Genomic DNA, 16,224 nt, shown 5'->3' with positions numbered 1-16,224 from the left:
GTTTCACGAATTGCGGGGCGATCAGTTTGACCGTGTGGCCCATCTCGGTGAGGACCCACGCCCAGTAGTGGGCGCTGGCGCAGGCTTCCATGCCGATCAGGCACGCGGGCAAGGTCTGGAAGAAGGCGTGCATCTCCTTGCGCTTGAGCTGACGCGACAGCACTCGTTTGTCGTGGGCATCCACGCCGAACACCTGAAAGACATTCTTGGCCAGATCAAGGCCGATACGCGTAATCTTCATGGCGGACTCCTTCTTTCTGATTAACCGGGGGTGACACTTCCCAGTCTGGCTCATCGAAGCCGTTTCAGGAGGGAGGAGTCCATCTCATTGACCTACATGGTTGCGTAGATGCGGCTCAGCGGAACACCACCGTCTTGTTGCCATGCACCAGCACCCGGTCTTCCAGGTGATAGCGCAGGCCGCGGGCGAGCACGGCCTTCTCGATGTCCTTGCCGTAGCGCACCAGGTCGTCCGGGGCGTCGGAGTGATCCACGCGGATCACGTCCTGCTCGATGATCGGGCCCTGGTCGAGCTCGCTGGTCACGTAGTGGCAGGTGGCGCCGATCAGCTTCACGCCCCGGGTGTAGGCCTGGTGGTAAGGCTTGGCGCCCACGAAGCTGGGCAGAAAGCTGTGGTGGATGTTGATGATCCGGCCCGGGTAGTTGGCGCAGAGCTCGGGGGAGAGGATCTGCATGTAGCGCGCCAGCACCATCACGTCGCCCTCGGCTTCCTTGAAGAGTTCTTCGACCTTGGCGTAGGCGGCGGGCTTGTTGTCGGGCGTCACCGGCACATGGTGGAAGGGAATGCCGTGCCACTCCACAAAACCCCGGAAGGTCTCGTGGTTGGAGATCACGCAGGGGATGTCGATGTCCAGGTCGCCCGACTGCCAGCGGGCAAAAAGGTCGTACAGGCAGTGCTCCTGCTTCGAGACCAGGATCACCACGCGCTTCTTGCGGGCGCTGTCGCTGATCGACCAGTCCATGTCGAACTCGTGGGCGATGGGGAAGAACTTGTCGCGGAAGGCGGCGATGCCGAAGGGCAGCGAATCGGCGAGGATCTCCTGGCGCATGAAGAAGCGCATCGCCTCCGGGTCGGCGTGGTGGCTGGCTTCGGTGATCCAGCCCTTGTGCTGGGCCAGGAAGCTGCTCACCGCGGCCACGATGCCCACGCGATCCGGGCACGATAGCGACAGTGTGTAACGTCTGGGGTTGGGGGTGCTCATGGGGCTGTTCCTTTTACTGGGCCTCTGACGGGCCGTTCGGGGTGGCGCAGGTGATGGCGCAAAGGGCGGGCGACGGGCTCAGCCCTTGGCGGTGCGCTTGGTCTTGTCCGGATCGTCGAAGGGCAGGGTGTGGGTGGTGGCCGCACAGGTGAGGTTGGCGCCGCGCAGTTCGAGCTTGATGCCCGTCTCGGCGTAGGCCGGGTCGAGGCGCGCGATGGCCATCGAACGCTCGGTGAGGCGCGAGTACATCCCGCAGGTGACGAAGCCGACCTTGGTGTCGCCGTCGTAGAGCGCGTCGCCGGCCTGGGCGGCTTCGCGGCTGGCCAGCTCGACGCCGAAGATCCTGAAGCGCTCCTTGCCCTTGAGCCGGTAGTGCTCGGCCGCGCCGCGGAACTCCTTCTTGCCCGGCGACACGGTGAAATCCAGGCCCAGCTCCCACAGGCTGTCGCCGATGGGCTCGCCCTCCATCGGGTACATGTCGGAGTTGTCGTAGGGGTAGAACAGCAGGTAGCTCTCGACCCGCAGCCAGTCCAGCGCGGTGAAGGAGCACGGCATGATGCCCATCTCCTTGCCCTCGGCCACGATGGTGTCCCAGATCAGCGGGGCGTCGGCCGCCTTGCAGAAGATCTCGTAGCCGCGCTCGCCGGTGTAGCCGGTGCGCGAGAGCATCACCGGGCGGCCGAAGAGGGTCGTCTGCATGTGGTGAAAGTAGGGCAGATCACGGATGCCCGGCACGTGCTTGGCCAGGTAATCCACCGCCAGCGGGCCCTGCAGCGACAGATCGTGCAGGTCGTCGTCGAACAGCACCGCCACGTTGCGGCCCACCGCGCCGCGGGTCAGGATCTCATGCCCGGCGCCCGAGCCATGCACCACCATGAAGGCGTTGGGCCCGTTGCGGTAGATCACGCAATCGTCGATGAACTTGCCCGCCTCGTTGAGCATGCACGCATACACCGACTTGCCCGGGTAGAGCTTGCTCACGTTGCGGGTAGTGGCAAAGTTGATCAGCGCCTCGGCGTGGGGCCCGACGATGTGCATCTTCTTCAGGCCCGACACATCCATCAGCCCGGCGCGGGTGCGGATCGCCTCGTGCTCATCGGCCAGCGAGGTGTCGTAGGTCCACGCGGTGCCCATGCCGTTCCAGTCTTCCAGCTTGGACCCGAGGGCGCGGTGGCGGTCTGCCAGAACCGACATTCTCCATGAACTCATCATTGACTCCTTCTCGAAGGCGTTGGGGATTGAGTCCATTAGGCCAGCCGGGTGGGCGGCGGGAAATACTACTCTGGTACTACTTCGGGGAGAGGGCGGGGCGGCGGGCTATGGAATGAAGGGCCGTACAACGTGGATGCCGGGGTGGAGCGCGCGTCAGACCTGGTGCGAATGACTTGGAAATGCAGTCCAAGTACACTTCGTTGATGGACCTGCAACAACTCGAATCTCATCTCTGGGAATCTGCCAACATCCTGCGCGGCCCGGTGGATGCAGCAGACTTCAAAACCTACATTTTTCCGCTTCTTTTCTTTAAGCGTATCTGTGACGTCTGGGACGAGGAATGTCGCGAAATCGTCGATGAGACTGGCGACGAAGAGCTGGCCTGGTTTCCCGAGTCGCACCGTTTTCAGATCCCCGAAGACTGCCACTGGAACGACGTTCGCACCAAGGCCAGCAATGTCGGCGCAGCCCTCCAGCGCGCGATGCGCGAGATCGAGAAAGCCAATCCGGACACGCTGTACGGCGTGTTCGGCGATGCCCAATGGTCGAATAAGGAGCGGTTGTCTGATGCCTTGCTCAAGGATCTGATCGAGCACTTCTCCAAGCTACCGTTCGGCAACAAGAATGTTAACTCGGACTTGCTCGGCGACGCCTACGAATACTTGATCAAGAAATTCGCCGACGCGACCAACAAGAAGGCCGGCGAGTTCTATACCCCGCGCAGCGTAGTTCGACTGATGATCGACATGCTCGACCCCAAGGAAGCCGAGACCATCTACGATCCCGCTTGTGGCACCGGCGGCATGCTGTTGGCTGCCGTGCAGCACGTCAAGGAGCAGCATGGCGACGTCAAGCGGCTGTGGGGCAGGTTGTATGGGCAGGAGAAAAACCTTACGACATCATCCATTGCCCGGATGAACTTGTTTCTCCACGGCATCGAGGACTTTCAAGTAGTGCGTGGCGACACGCTGCGCAACCCGGCCTTCTTCGAAACCGACCAACTGGCGACCTTCGACTGCGTCATCGCCAATCCACCTTTCTCGCTTGAAAAATGGGGCGAAGAGCTGTGGCTGGACGACCCCTTTGGCCGCAATTTTGCCGGCCTGCCGCCCTCATCCAGCGGCGACTTTGCATGGGTACAGCACATGGTCAAATCGATGGCTGATGTGACCGGTCGAATGGCCGTGGTGCTTCCTCAGGGTGCTCTGTTCCGTAAAGGGGTGGAAGGCGGCATTCGCCGGAAGCTACTGGAGATGGATCTGGTCGAGGCCGTGATCGGACTTGCGCCAAACCTCTTCTATGGCACCGGTCTCGCCGCGTGCATTCTGATACTGCGTAAGCGCAAGCCGGTCGACTGCAGGAAGAAAGTGCTGATCGTTGATGCCTCGCGGCTGTTCCGTCGAGGGCGGGCGCAAAACTATCTGGAGCCCGAGCACGCTGCCGAGATCCTCCGTTGGTATCGTAGCTTTGCCGATGTGCAAGACGCGGTTCGCGTGGTCAGCCTTGATGAGATCAAGGCTGAGGATTGGACGCTGAACATCTCGCGCTATGTCTTGCCACCCTTGCAGGAAGACATTCCACCGCTGCCCGACGCCATCGCGGCGTTCAGGGACGCGCTCACCCGCTGCCGTGAAGCCGAAGAACAGCTCATGCAGGTCATGACCGAAGGAGGGGGGCTGCAATGAGTTCGGACCGTCCCGTCAAAGCCAACAGGATTTTTACTGAAGAAATGGCGGATGCTGCACGCGCTCGGCTGAAGGAAGCGCTTTTTCGAACGGAACAAGAGCGCGCTCGTAGCACCAAACGCATTACTCAACAAGAACTCGAAAGCTACCTCTGGGGTGCCGCCGTGCTGCTGCGCGGCCTCATCGACGCGGGTGACTACAAGCAATTCATCTTTCCGCTGCTCTTCTACAAGCGCGTTTCGGATGTCTGGGACGAGGAATACCAGGGTGCCCTGGCGGATTCCGAGGGTGATTTGTCTTACGCCCAATTTGCGGAGAACCACCGCTTCCAGATTCCCACGGGCGCACACTGGAACGATGTGCGGCAAACTCCGAAGAACGTCGGTGCCGCCATCCAGAAGGCGATGCGCGCCATTGAGTCGGCCAACCCTGACATGCTCGACGGCATCTTCGGCGATGCCCCTTGGACCAACCGCGAGCGTCTGCCCGACGAAACGCTGAAGAACCTGATCGAACACTTCTCGACGCAGACCCTTTCGGTTGCCAACGTCCCCGAGGATGAGCTGGGTAACGCCTACGAATACCTGATCAAGAAATTCGCGGATGACTCCGGCCACACGGCTGCCGAGTTCTATACCAACCGTACCGTCGTGCACCTGATGACGCAACTCCTGGCGCCGCAAGCGGGCGAGTCGATCTACGACCCCACCTGCGGGACGGGCGGCATGCTGATCTCGGCCCTGGACGAAGTGAAACGCTCTGGCGGTGAGTACCGCACCCTCAAGCTCTACGGGCAAGAGCGCAACCTCATCACCTCGTCCATTGCCCGCATGAACCTGTTCCTGCATGGCGTGGAGGACTTCGACATCATGCGGGGAGATACGCTGGCCGAACCAAAGCACGTCGAGGGTGACCGCCTGAGGCAGTTCGACGTGATCCTGGCCAACCCGCCGTACTCCATCAAACAGTGGAACCGTGAGGCCTGGAGTAGCGATAAGTGGGGCCGCAACTCGCTGGGCACGCCCCCGCAGGGCCGCGCCGATTACGCCTTCCAGCAGCACATTCTGACCAGCCTCAGCGCCAAGGGTCGGTGTGCGGTGCTCTGGCCCCACGGCGTCTTGTTCCGTAACGAGGAACAGACCATGCGCGCCCGGATGGTCGAACAGGACTGGGTCGAGGCTGTCATCGGCCTGGGCCCCAACCTGTTCTACAACTCGCCGATGGAGTCGTGCATCGTCATCTGCAACCGCAGGAAGCCGGCGGCTCGCAAGGGCAAGGTGATCTTCATCGACGCGGTGAACGAGGTTACGCGGGAGCGGGCTCAGAGCTTTCTCAAGCCTGAGCACCAGCAGCGCATCCTGGGTGCCTTCAAGGCCTTTTTGGATGTGCCCGGCTTCGCCCACCTCGCCACCCTGGCCGAAATCGGCGCCAATTCGGGCAACCTCTCGATCCCGCTGTACGTAAAGCGCATCACCCCGACAGTCGCCACGGACGGCAATGGCAAGGTGGTCTCATTGCGCGCTGCCTGGGATACATGGCAAACCGAAGGGCGTGCGTTCTGGCATCAGATGGATGCTCTGGTTGAAATCCTGGACAGCCTGGTCGAGCAGGAGTCTCCCCATGCGTAGCGCCGCAGACCTGTTTGATGAACTCAATGCCGTGGACGAGTCCACCCGCATCGAAGCCAAGCGGGCCAGTGAGCTGGGCAAGTCGGTCATGCAGACCGTGATTGCATACGCCAACGAGCCCGGTCTCAACGGCGGCTACCTGCTCCTGGGGGCCGACTGGTCCATCAACGACAAAGGCGACACGGTCTACCGGGCCGCAGGCCTGCCGGACCCGGACAAGGTGCAGCGGGATCTGGCGTCGCAGTGCGCCAGCATGCTCAGTGTCACGCTCCGCCCTGAGATGCAGCTGGAGACCGTGGATGGCCACGTCGTGCTGGTGGTCTACGTGCCCGAGGCCGATGTCACCCACAAGCCCGTTTACCTGAAGGCCACCGGCCTGCCCCGGGGGGCTTTCCGGCGCATCGGCAGCACAGACCAGCACTGCGTCGACGAAGATCTCTGGGTGTTGCGTGGCGAAAGCCAGCCCAGCCACGGCCCCGATACCAGCGTGTTGCCCGATGCGCGGCTGGACGACTTCGACCCGGCCGCAATTGCCGCTTACCGCCGGGACAGGGCGCACATCAACCCGCAGGCCGAAGAGCTTGCCTATGGCGATGAGGACATGCTCGAAGCCTTGGGGGCCTTGCGCCGCATGGACGGCGTGTTGCTGCCCACACTGGCCGGCATTGTGCTGTTCGGCAAGCCACTCGCCTTGCGGCGGCTGTTGCCGATGGTGCGCATCGACTACATCCGCGTGCCCGGCAACGAATGGGTGGAAGACCCGGAGAACCGCTTCCAGTCCATCGACATCCGCAAGCCCCTGTTGATGGCCCTGCCCCAGGCGGAGGCCAGCATCATCGACGAGCTGCCTAGAGGCTTCCGGCTACCCGAAGGCCAGCTTCAAAGCGTGCAAGAGCCGATCCTGCCGCGCAAGGTCATCCGCGAGGCCCTGGCCAATGCGGCAATGCACCGCAGTTACACCGTTCACAGCCCCACGCAGATCATTCGCTACAGCAACCGCATCGAGGTGCGCAACGTGGGTTACTCGCTCAAGGCACCCGAGCAACTGGGCGCGCCGGGCTCACGTCTGCGCAACCCCGCGATTGCGGCGGTGCTGCACGACCTGCATCTGGCCGAAGCAAAGGGCACCGGTATCCGCGCCATGCGCCGCCTGGCTGCAGAAGCCGGCCTCACCGCCCCCGAATTCCATTCCGACCGCCAGGCCAACGAGTTCAAGCTCACCCTCTTCCTGCACAACCTGCTTACCGAAGACGATCACGCCTGGTTGCGCAGCTTTGCCGGCGGCGTCGTGAGTGACGATGAGGCCAAGGTATTGATCTACGCCCGCGAGACCGGAGCAGTGGACAACAGCGCCTGCCGTGACTTCTGCGGCCTCGATACCCTGGCGGCCAGCCAGGTGTTGCGTCGCCTTCGCGACAGGGGGCTGCTGGACAAAGCAGGCTCTGGCAGCAGTACCTACTACGTGTTGGCCCACGCCAACGCTACGCCACCAGCGCCGCCCGCGCAGTTGGCGCTGGACATCGGGGCGACGCCCGCCCCGGCCACGTCAGGGGCGGAACTGGACGCCACTGTTACAGGGCTCGACCTCGGGGCTTGCAACCCAGCGCTTGCAACCTTGCCCCCCGAGCTTGCAACCTTGCTTGCAACCCTGAAGGGCCGAGCCCAGGAGGACGCCTTGCGTCAGGCCATCGTGCGCCTGTGCGCCTGGGCCCCGCTCACCGTGGAGCAGCTTGCAACCTTGCTGGGCAAGAGCCGCGATTACCTGCGCAACAAGCACCTCATTCCCATGGTGGGCAGCGGCCAGCTGCGCTTCCGCTACCCGGAAAGCGCGAAACACCCCCATCAGGCTTACGTGGCGCCGGTGGACACAATTGCAAAGCAATGACTGAAAAGACACTGAAGCCCGGCTGGCGCCGGGTGAAATTCGGCGACGTGGTGCGCCTCTCCAAGGCCCGTAGCCAAGACCCGCTGGCCGATGGCATCGAGCGCTACGTCGGTCTGGAACATCTGGAGCCCGGTGACCTGCGCATCCGCCGTTGGGGCAAGGTGGCCGACGGCGTGACCTTCACCAGCGTGTTTCAACCCGGCCAGGTGCTGTTCGGCAAGCGCCGCGCTTACCAGCGCAAGGTGGCCGTGGCGGATTTTTCCGGGGTGTGTTCCGGAGACATCTACGTGCTGGAGACCAAGGACGCGCAGGTTTTGCTGCCGGAGTTGCTGCCCTTCATTTGCCAGACCGACGCCTTCTTCGATCACGCAGTGGGCACGTCGGCGGGATCGCTGAGTCCGCGGACGAACTGGACGAGTTTGGCGGACTTCGAGTTCGCCCTGCCGGCGATGGATGATCAGATACGCCTATTAGTGTTGCTTGACGCTGTGCGCGAAGTCTATGAGGCGTGCACACGGGCGATTGCGGATGCTCGGCATATGCGACGCGCTGCGTTCAGCCACTTCTTTGAGAGGGGGATTAATCACGAGGAAAGAGTGGCTACGCCTATTGGCGAGCTTCCCGCGTCATGGGTCGTGGCTTCGCTCGGGAATCGGTATGAGGTGCAGCTAGGTAAGATGATGTCTGAAAGAGCGAGATCGTCCCTTGGTCATACTCCTTACCTCCGTAACGCGAACGTCCAATGGAATAGACTGGATCTAAAGGACGTCGCTGAAATGGCGTTCAGTTCAAAGGAAAAGGAAAAATTCTCTCTCCGATATGGGGATATTCTCGCCTGTGAGGGCCGGCACGTCGGCAAGTCTGCGATGTGGAGAGAGGAGATCCCTGGGGCTTGCTATCAGAAGGCATTACATAGGCTTCGACGGCTGTCTAACGACGACGACCCTCGGTACTTGCTCCACTGCCTTCAATACTATTCGTGGACGGCGAGATTCGTGGCAATCACTGGGGAAACAACGATTCCCCACCTGCCTGCGGAACGGTTAAGAGCTATGCTCTTCCCATTTCCCACCCTACGCGAACAAATTGAAATAGCGGATGAGATTGAGAGAATCGACTCAGTGATTGCGAACCTAGAAGGCCGGCAGCGTTCTGCATCTTGTGTCCTTTCTTTGGCGATGGAAGAGTGCAACGGAAGGCAAAATGTTTAACGAATCCAACACCGTCGAAGCCTACGTCCGCGATCTGCTCGCCGGCCCCGTCAAGGTCGTACCTGCCAACACCGTTCGGGAACCTCAAGCCAGCTACGGCCCCAGCCCCAAAGGCATCGGCTGGCGCTACGCCGCCCCGGCCGACGTGCCGCGCCAGATTCAGGAAGTGTTGGTCGAGCCCTGGCTGCGCGACGCGCTGATCCGCCTTAACCCGGAGATTGTCGCCCAGCCTGACCGAGCCGACGAGGTGCTCTACAAGCTGCGCGCCATCGTGCTGTCGGTGCGCTCGGATGGGCTGATCCGCGCCAACGAGGAAATGACCGCGTGGATGCGCGGCGAGCGCTCGATGCCCTTCGGCCAGAACAACGAGCATGTGCCGGTGCGGCTGATCGACCTGGACGACCTCGCGCAGAACCAATACGTCGTGACCCAACAGTTCATCTACCGCGCAGGGCCTACAGAGCGCCGCGCCGATCTGGTGCTCTTGGTCAATGGCCTGCCGCTGGTGCTGATCGAGGCCAAGACGCCGGTCAAGAAGTGCATCAGTTGGGTCGATGGGGCGGCGCAGGTGCACGACGACTACGAACGTTACGTGCCGGAGCTGTTCGTCTGCAATGTGTTTTCGGTGGCTACCGAGGGCAAGGCGTACCACTATGGTTCCATCGGCCTGCCGGTCAAGGACTGGGGCCCCTGGCATCTGGGCGGTGACGGTGAGGATGGTCAGCTCCACCCGCTCAAGTCGCTCAAGCTGTCCGCCAGCAGCATGCTGCGCCCGCAGGTGGTGCTGGACATCCTGGGCAGCTTCACCCTGTTCGCCACCAACAAGAAAAAGCAGCGCATCAAGATCATCTGCCGCTACCAGCAGTTTGAAGCGGCCAACAGGATTGTCGGGCGCGTGCTGGCGGGCTACCCCAGGAAAGGACTGATCTGGCACTTCCAGGGTTCGGGTAAATCCCTGCTGATGGTGTTTGCCGCGCAGAAGCTGCGCATGCACGCGGGCCTGAAGAACCCCACCGTGCTGATCGTGGTGGACCGGGTCGACCTCGACAGCCAGATCACCGGCACCTTCACCGGCGCGGACATTCCCAATCTGGAGAAGGCTGACAGCCGCGAGAAGCTGCAGCTGCTGCTGGCGCAGGACGTGCGCAAGATCATCATCACCACGATCTTCAAGTTCGGCGAGGCCACGGGCTGCCTCAACGACCGCAGCAACATCATTGCGCTGGTGGACGAGGCGCACCGCACCCAGGAGGGTGATCTGGGGCGCAAGATGCGCGAGGCCCTGCCCAACGCGTTTCTGTTCGGCTTGACCGGCACGCCGATCAACCGCGCCGACCGCAACACCTTTTACGCCTTTGGTGCCGATGAGGACGAGAAGGGCTACATGAGCCGGTATGGCTTCGAGGAGTCGATTCGCGACGGCGCCACCCTGAAGCTGCACTTCGAGCCCCGGCTGATCGAACTGCACATCGACAAGGCAGCACTGGATGCGGCGTACAAAGACCTGACCGGGGGCTTGTCGGATCTGGACAAGGACAATCTCGCCAAGACGGCTGCCAAAATGGCCGTGTTGATGAAGACGCCCGAGCGCATCCGCAATATCTGCGAAGACATCGTCGAACACTTCCAGACCAAGGTGGAACCCAACGGTTTCAAGGGTCAGATCGTCACCTTCGATCGGGCGTCCTGCCTGCTGTTCAAGGCGGAACTGGACAAGCTGCTGCCGCCCGAGGCCACGGACATCGTCATGTCGGTGCAGGCGGCAGACAAAAAGGAACACCCGGAGTTCGCGCCCTATGACCGAAGCCGCGACGACGAGGAGCGACTGCTGGAGCGCTTTCGTGACCCGGCCGATCCGCTCAAGCTGATCATCGTCACGGCCAAGCTGCTGACGGGCTTCGACGCTCCCATCCTGCAGGCCATGTACCTGGACAAGCCGCTGCGCGATCACACGCTGCTGCAGGCCATCTGCCGGGTGAACCGCTCTTATTCGGAGCAGAAGACCCACGGCCTGATCGTGGACTACCTGGGCATCTTTGACGATGTGGCCGCCGCACTGGAATTCGACGACCAAAGCGTCAGGCAGGTGGTCAGCAACATCCAGGAGCTGAAGGACAGGCTGCCCGAGGCTCTGCAGAAATGCCTGGCGTTCTTTGCTGGCTGTGATCGCAACTTGCAGGGCTATGAAGGCTTGATCGCTGCACAGCAGTGCCTGCCCAACAATGAGGTGCGAGACAACTTCGCCGCCGAGTTCAGCGTACTGGGCCGTATCTGGGAGGCGCTGTCACCGGACACCGTGCTGGGCCCATTCGAGAAGGATTACAAGTGGCTGTCTCAGGTGTACCAGTCGGTCCAGCCGTCCAGCGGACACGGCAAGCTGATCTGGCATTCGTTGGGTGCAAAGACCATTGAACTGATTCACCAGAACGTGCATGTGGATGCGGTGCGCGATGATCTCGACACCTTGGTGTTGGATGCCGACCTGCTGGAAGCGGTGCTCTCGAACCCCGATCCGAAAAAGACCAGGGAAATCGAGATCAAGCTCAAGCGCCGACTGCGCGGGCATGGTGGCAACCCCAAGTTCAAGAAGCTGTCCGAGCGGCTTGATGCCTTGAAAGACCGCTTTGAGTCCGGTCAGATCAACAGCGTCGAATTCTTGAAACAGTTGCTGGAGATCGCCAGGGAAGCCCTGCAGGCCGAAAAGGAAGTACTGCCCGAAGAGGATGAGGATCGCGGCAAGGCGGCCCTGACCGAACTGTTCAACGAGATAAGGACCCCCGAGACGCCCATCATGGTTGAGCGCGTGGTGGCCGACATTGACGAGATCGTGCGCCTGGTTCGTTTCCCGGGGTGGCAAGGAACGCAGGCCGGAGAGCGTGAGGTGAAGAAGGCGCTACGAAAGGCGCTCTTCAAGTACAAGCTGCACGCGGATGATGAGCTTTTCGAAAAGGCATTCAACTACATCCGGCAGTATTACTGAAAAGGGCATCCTCACAATCGGCAGCGTGATTGATTCCAACGCGAGCGACGACTCACAAGGCCGCTGGGTCTGATCGATTGCTGACCCCTCTCATAGAGAATGCCAATTATCGGAAATTATCGCGGCAGCGATAATTTATTGGAAAGCCGATAAATGTGAGTAAAACGCCTGCGGCTGGCGTAACCGAAGTGCCTCCCGAAAGCCCGTGCCGTCGCCCACCCCTCAGCCGCTACGCTCCTCCTCCCTCAACTCCCTCAACCACACCGCCGCCTCGAACCTGTTCCGCAGGTTCAGCTTCTGCAGCACGTGCTTCACATGCACCTTCACCGTGCTCTCGGCGATGCCCAGCGAGCGGGCGATGATCTTGTTCGAGGCGCCCTTGGAGACGAGTTCCAGCGTCTCCTGTTCGCGCACGGTGAGGGAGGCCCAGCCGGCGTCGATGCTTTCGCGGTTGGCGGCCTGGGGTTTGGCGAGGACGCCGCCGACTTCGGGTGACAGCACGGTGCCGCCGGCGGCCACCTGGCGGAGCTTGCGGCAGAACTCGTCGGGCTCCATGTCCTTCAGCAGGTAGCCGGCGGCGCTGGCCTTGAGGGCTTCCATCACGTCGAAGCTGGAATCCGACACCGTCAGCATCACCAGCCGCGTGGGGCTGCCGGCGGTTTGCAGGGCGCGGATCACCGATATGCCGTCGAGGCCCTTCATGTGCAGGTCGATCAGCGCCACGTCGGGGCGGTGGGTGAGGATGGCCTCAATGCCTTCGGCGCCGCTGGGGGCGTCGGCCACCACGCGGATGTCGGGGTACATGGACAGCAGCTGGCCAACGCCGCGGCGGAACAGCGCGTGGTCGTCCACCACCACGATGCGGATCGGCGGGCTGCCGCCGGGGGTGTCGGGCAGGTTCATGGGGGGCTTTCCCGGAGGTTGGATTCGGTGGGCGCGGTGCGGGGGCGGAAGCGCATCTCGACGCAGGTGCCGCCGCCGGTGCCGGGGCGGATGGCGAGCGTGCCGTCCAGCTGGCGGGCGCGTTCGCGCATGATCGACAGGCCGTGGTGGCCTTCGCCGCCGGCGTCCGGGGCGATGCCGCGGCCGTCGTCTTCGATGCGCACGGCCACCTCGCCGCCGGGTAGCGGCGCCAGATGCACCACCGCGTGGGCGGCGCGGGCGTGGCGGATGACGTTGGTGAGCGCCTCGCGGACGATCTGCAGGAGGTGGAATTCCTCGTTGGCGGTGAGGGGCTGGCTGCCGAGGCGGAAATCCAGGCTCACGCCGGTGCCGGCGCGGGCTTCGAGCTCATCCACCACCTCGCGCAGGGCCTGGTGGAGGCCGCCGGGCGGCATGGAGGTGCGGAAGGCCGACAGCAGCTCGCGCAGGTGGCGGTAGGCGCTGTCGAGGCCGGTCTTGATCTCGCCGGAGATGTCGAGCATCGCGCTGCCCGGCGTGCAGGCGGTGCAGCTGCGGCCGATCTCCAGCTGCAGGCGGGCGATCTGCAGCTTCATGTACGAGAGCGCCTGGGCGAGGGAATCGTGCAGCTCGCCGGCGATGGCGCTGCGCTCGTCCATCAGCGCCAGCCGGCGGCGCCGCTGGTTGCGCTGCAGGTTGCCCAGCGACAGGGCCAGCAGCCCGGCCACCGCATCCACCAGCCGGCGGTGGCGGCTCTCGAAGCAGAAGTTGCCGCGGGCCTCCACCACCAGCACCCCGTAGATCTCGTCGGCGTCGCCCACCGGCACGGCCAGCTCCACCACCTCGCCTTCTGGCCCGCTGGCCGAGCGGCGCAGGCCGCCGCCGCGGGCGAGCATCTCGGGGTCGAACTCGTCGAGCAGCGCGGGGATGCGCGGCGCGCCGATCTGCTCCGGCACGCCCAGGCCGTCGGCCACCGGCTCCAGCAGCGCCAGGGCGCAGGCGCGGGCGTCGAGGCTGTCGGCGAGGTCTTCGAGCATCGCCTGCAGCGCGCCGGCGCTGCCCCCGTGGCCGGCGAGGCTGGCGCAGGTGCGGTAGATGAACTCCAGCGAGCGGGTGGCGAAGCGCTCCTGCTCCTCGGCCTGGCGGGACAGCCGGGCACTGTCGGCGATGCGGCAGGCCAGCTGGCCCGACACCGAATCGAGGGCGCGGGCCAGCCGGTCGATCTCGTCGGCGCCTTCGCCGCTCACCGTCACCGCACCGGCGGTGTGCGCGGCGACCCGCGACAGCGCGATGTTGGTGCGCTGCACAAGGGCTTTCCAGGCGAGACGCAGGATCAGCGCGCAGCCGCCGGCGTAGAGCAGCGCCAGGGTAGCGATGGTCAGCTCGACGCCCGCCTGCTGGGTGGAGAGCTGCGTGGCTTCGAGCCGCGCCAGCAGCCCCGCGCATGCGAACAGCGCCGCTGCCAGGCTGGCGAGACAGGCCAGCAGCAGTCCCAGATGGGCGAGGAGCGGGTAGCGGGCCAGCACGGATGGGCGTCTCGCGGTCGATGAACTGAGGAGTAAAAAGCAACTTTTGCGCCTGTGGTGAAACAATACAGGTGCGCCGGTGGAGTGATTCCTGCTTGATTCGGGGTGTTCCAACTCTGCGGACGATGGATTCCGATGACGCTTTATCTGGTCGCCACGCTGCTTGCCACCAGCCTCTCCGCGCTGGTGCTCAGCCAGTCCGGCCTCGGCCTTCCGCTGCTGTGGGGGCTGCCGCTGCTGCCCGCCGCCACCTGGCTGGCCCTGCGCCTCGCCCCCGGTGGATGGCGGCCGCGCCATGCCCGTCAGGCGGAAGGCGCCAGCCGGCCGCTGGCCCACTTCGCCCAATACAGCAGCCTGCCGGCGCTGCTGGTGGAGGGCGGGCGCATCGCCCACGCCAACCGGGCGCTGCTCAAGGGGCTGGGCCTCGCCGAGCGGGGCGACGAGGTGATCGGCATGCCCCTGGAGAACATCGTCCATCCGCGCCACCACGGGCAGGTGGCGGCGCTGCTGGCGGCCGAAGGCGCGTCCGGCGACGCCGGCACGGTGACGCTGCTGCGCGCCGACGGCCTGCCGTGGGCGGCGCGGCTGTCGCTGTTCCGGGCGGACCGTTCGTCGGTGGCCCTGCTGCAGTTTGCCGCGCCGGACGCGCTGCCCGAGGCCGGGCCCGACGGCCAGTGGGGCAACCGGCTGGCCCACGAGGCGGGGGAGATCCTCTTTGCGCTGGACGCGCAGCTTGCCGTCACCTGGCTCAACCCCCAGTGGGCGCGCAGCACCGGGCGAAGCCTCGCCGACTGCCAGTTCGCGCCGTTTCTGCCGCATTTTCATCTGGAAGACCGCACGGCGCTCACCAAGGGCCTGCGCCGCCTGCAGGCCGGCGGGCGCGAGGGCCTGTGCCTGGAGGTGCGCCTCGTCACCACCCGCGGCGGTGCGCCGCGCTGGGTGGAGCTGCGCGCCTGGGCCGACGGCGACGGCGGCATCGTCGGCCTGCTGCTCGACATCGACCAGCGCCGCCGCGGCGAGGAAGCCCTGCGCGCCCAGCGGCGCAGCCTGCACACCATGCTCGACAACCTGCCGGGCATGATCTACCGGGGCCAGAACGACAAGCACTGGACGATGGAATTCGTGAGCGAAGGCTGCTTCGAGCTCACCGGCTACACCCCGCTGGAGCTGGTGGATAACCAGTCGGCGAGCTTTGCCGAGCTGATCCACCCGGAAGACCGGGATTTCGTGTGGAACTACGTGCAGATGCGCCTCGCCCGGCGCGAGCGCTACGAGCTGAGCTACCGCATCATCGACCGGGACGGCCAGACCCGCTGGGTGTGGGAGCAGGGGCGCGGCATCCATTCGAGCCGGGGCGAGTTTCTCGGGCTGGAGGGCTTCATCACCGACGTGAGCAGCCGCCATGAGGCCCAGGAGGAATCCCGCCGCCGGCTGTTCTTCGACAACGCCACGGGGCTGCTCAGCTTCAGCCTGTTCCTCGACCGGCTGCAGCACGTGGTAGCCCACTCGGCCATCGCCGGCTACCCCTTCGCGCTGATCCACCTGGAGATCGACGCGCTGGAATCACTCGCCGCCAACTACGGCCCGGCGATGGCCGAGCGGGTGATGGTGGAGACCGGCAAGCGCCTGCGCGTGGTGCATGGCGACTGCAACGGCGCGACCCGCCACGGCAACGGCTTTGCGGTGCTGATCACCGATTTCCGGCCGGCCACGCTGGCCTGGGCGGGGCCGGCGGCGTCAGGTGGCGTGGGCGATCTGGCCGCGGCCCTTGCCGGCCTTGTGGAGCGCCCCCTGCGTATCGATGGGCACGCCATCAAGCTGCAGGCCCGCATCGGCCTTGCGCCCGCGCCTTCCACCTGCACCGATGCTTCGGCCCTGCTGGCCGAAGCGCTGAGGGCTGCGTGAGCGTTGCCCCGCTGGCGAGAATTCAGTGCAAAAGAACCGGGCCAGTGGGGCGGGGTGGCATCGCCAGAA

Annotated in this window: 10 protein-coding genes and 1 pseudogene; 6 read left to right on the top strand and 5 right to left on the bottom strand. The window is 64.2% G+C overall.

What is annotated here, in order from left to right:
* The 3 genes and pseudogenes from GH681_RS17660 to GH681_RS17650 form a co-directional block, all read right to left on the bottom strand.
* A pseudogene (locus tag GH681_RS17660) lies at positions 1-241 on the bottom strand (IS110 family transposase); the annotation flags it as partial.
* Between the two features lie 115 nt (positions 242-356).
* Positions 357-1,223 carry a formyltetrahydrofolate deformylase gene (purU, locus tag GH681_RS17655; protein WP_153162852.1) on the bottom strand — a complete coding sequence of 289 codons (867 nt, stop codon included), beginning with the start codon at positions 1,221-1,223 and terminating at the stop codon, positions 357-359.
* Between the two features lie 78 nt (positions 1,224-1,301).
* Complete coding sequence (locus GH681_RS17650; RefSeq protein ID WP_228111962.1) at positions 1,302-2,417, bottom strand: aminomethyltransferase family protein; 1,116 nt, start codon at positions 2,415-2,417, stop codon at positions 1,302-1,304.
* 197 nt (positions 2,418-2,614) lie between these two features.
* Between GH681_RS17650 and GH681_RS17645 the strand changes: the two genes are divergently transcribed.
* From GH681_RS17645 to GH681_RS17625, 5 genes are read left to right on the top strand one after another with little or no spacing between them, the layout of a single operon-like run.
* Positions 2,615-4,120, top strand: coding sequence for a class I SAM-dependent DNA methyltransferase (locus GH681_RS17645; RefSeq protein ID WP_228111963.1), 1,506 nt, complete (start codon positions 2,615-2,617; stop codon positions 4,118-4,120).
* Positions 4,117-5,748: a class I SAM-dependent DNA methyltransferase gene (locus GH681_RS17640; RefSeq protein ID WP_228111961.1), complete on the top strand. Its 1,632-nt coding sequence runs from the start codon at positions 4,117-4,119 to the stop codon at positions 5,746-5,748. Before GH681_RS17645 ends, GH681_RS17640 begins: the two co-directional genes overlap by 4 nt.
* The gene (locus GH681_RS17635) at positions 5,741-7,633 is read left to right on the top strand and encodes an ATP-binding protein (RefSeq protein ID WP_153162851.1); all 1,893 of its coding nucleotides are present in this window, start codon (positions 5,741-5,743) and stop codon (positions 7,631-7,633) included. Before GH681_RS17640 ends, GH681_RS17635 begins: the two co-directional genes overlap by 8 nt.
* Complete coding sequence (locus tag GH681_RS17630) at positions 7,630-8,844, top strand: restriction endonuclease subunit S (RefSeq protein WP_153162850.1); 1,215 nt, start codon at positions 7,630-7,632, stop codon at positions 8,842-8,844. Before GH681_RS17635 ends, GH681_RS17630 begins: the two co-directional genes overlap by 4 nt.
* The gene (locus GH681_RS17625; RefSeq protein ID WP_153162849.1) at positions 8,837-11,824 is read left to right on the top strand and encodes a type I restriction endonuclease subunit R; all 2,988 of its coding nucleotides are present in this window, start codon (positions 8,837-8,839) and stop codon (positions 11,822-11,824) included. Before GH681_RS17630 ends, GH681_RS17625 begins: the two co-directional genes overlap by 8 nt.
* A gap of 222 nt (positions 11,825-12,046) precedes the next feature.
* Here the strand turns inward: GH681_RS17625 and GH681_RS17620 are convergent, their stop codons facing one another.
* Both GH681_RS17620 and GH681_RS17615 read right to left on the bottom strand, forming a co-directional pair.
* Complete coding sequence (locus tag GH681_RS17620; RefSeq protein WP_153162848.1) at positions 12,047-12,727, bottom strand: response regulator; 681 nt, start codon at positions 12,725-12,727, stop codon at positions 12,047-12,049.
* The gene (locus GH681_RS17615) at positions 12,724-14,250 is read right to left on the bottom strand and encodes an ATP-binding protein (RefSeq protein WP_153162847.1); all 1,527 of its coding nucleotides are present in this window, start codon (positions 14,248-14,250) and stop codon (positions 12,724-12,726) included. The genes GH681_RS17620 and GH681_RS17615 overlap by 4 nt, the downstream gene beginning before the upstream one ends.
* Positions 14,251-14,385: 135 nt before the next feature.
* On the opposite strand from GH681_RS17615, the gene GH681_RS17610 reads away from it, so the two are divergent.
* Positions 14,386-16,155, top strand: coding sequence for a PAS domain-containing protein (locus tag GH681_RS17610; protein ID WP_153162846.1), 1,770 nt, complete (start codon positions 14,386-14,388; stop codon positions 16,153-16,155).
* The last annotated feature ends 69 nt before the right edge of the window (positions 16,156-16,224 follow it).

This window comes from Zoogloea sp. 1C4 (assembly GCF_009469605.1).
Taxonomy (GTDB): domain Bacteria; phylum Pseudomonadota; class Gammaproteobacteria; order Burkholderiales; family Rhodocyclaceae; genus Zoogloea; species Zoogloea oryzae.
Note: the sequence above shows the minus strand (reverse complement) of the source record. Positions and strands in the feature narration are given on the sequence as shown.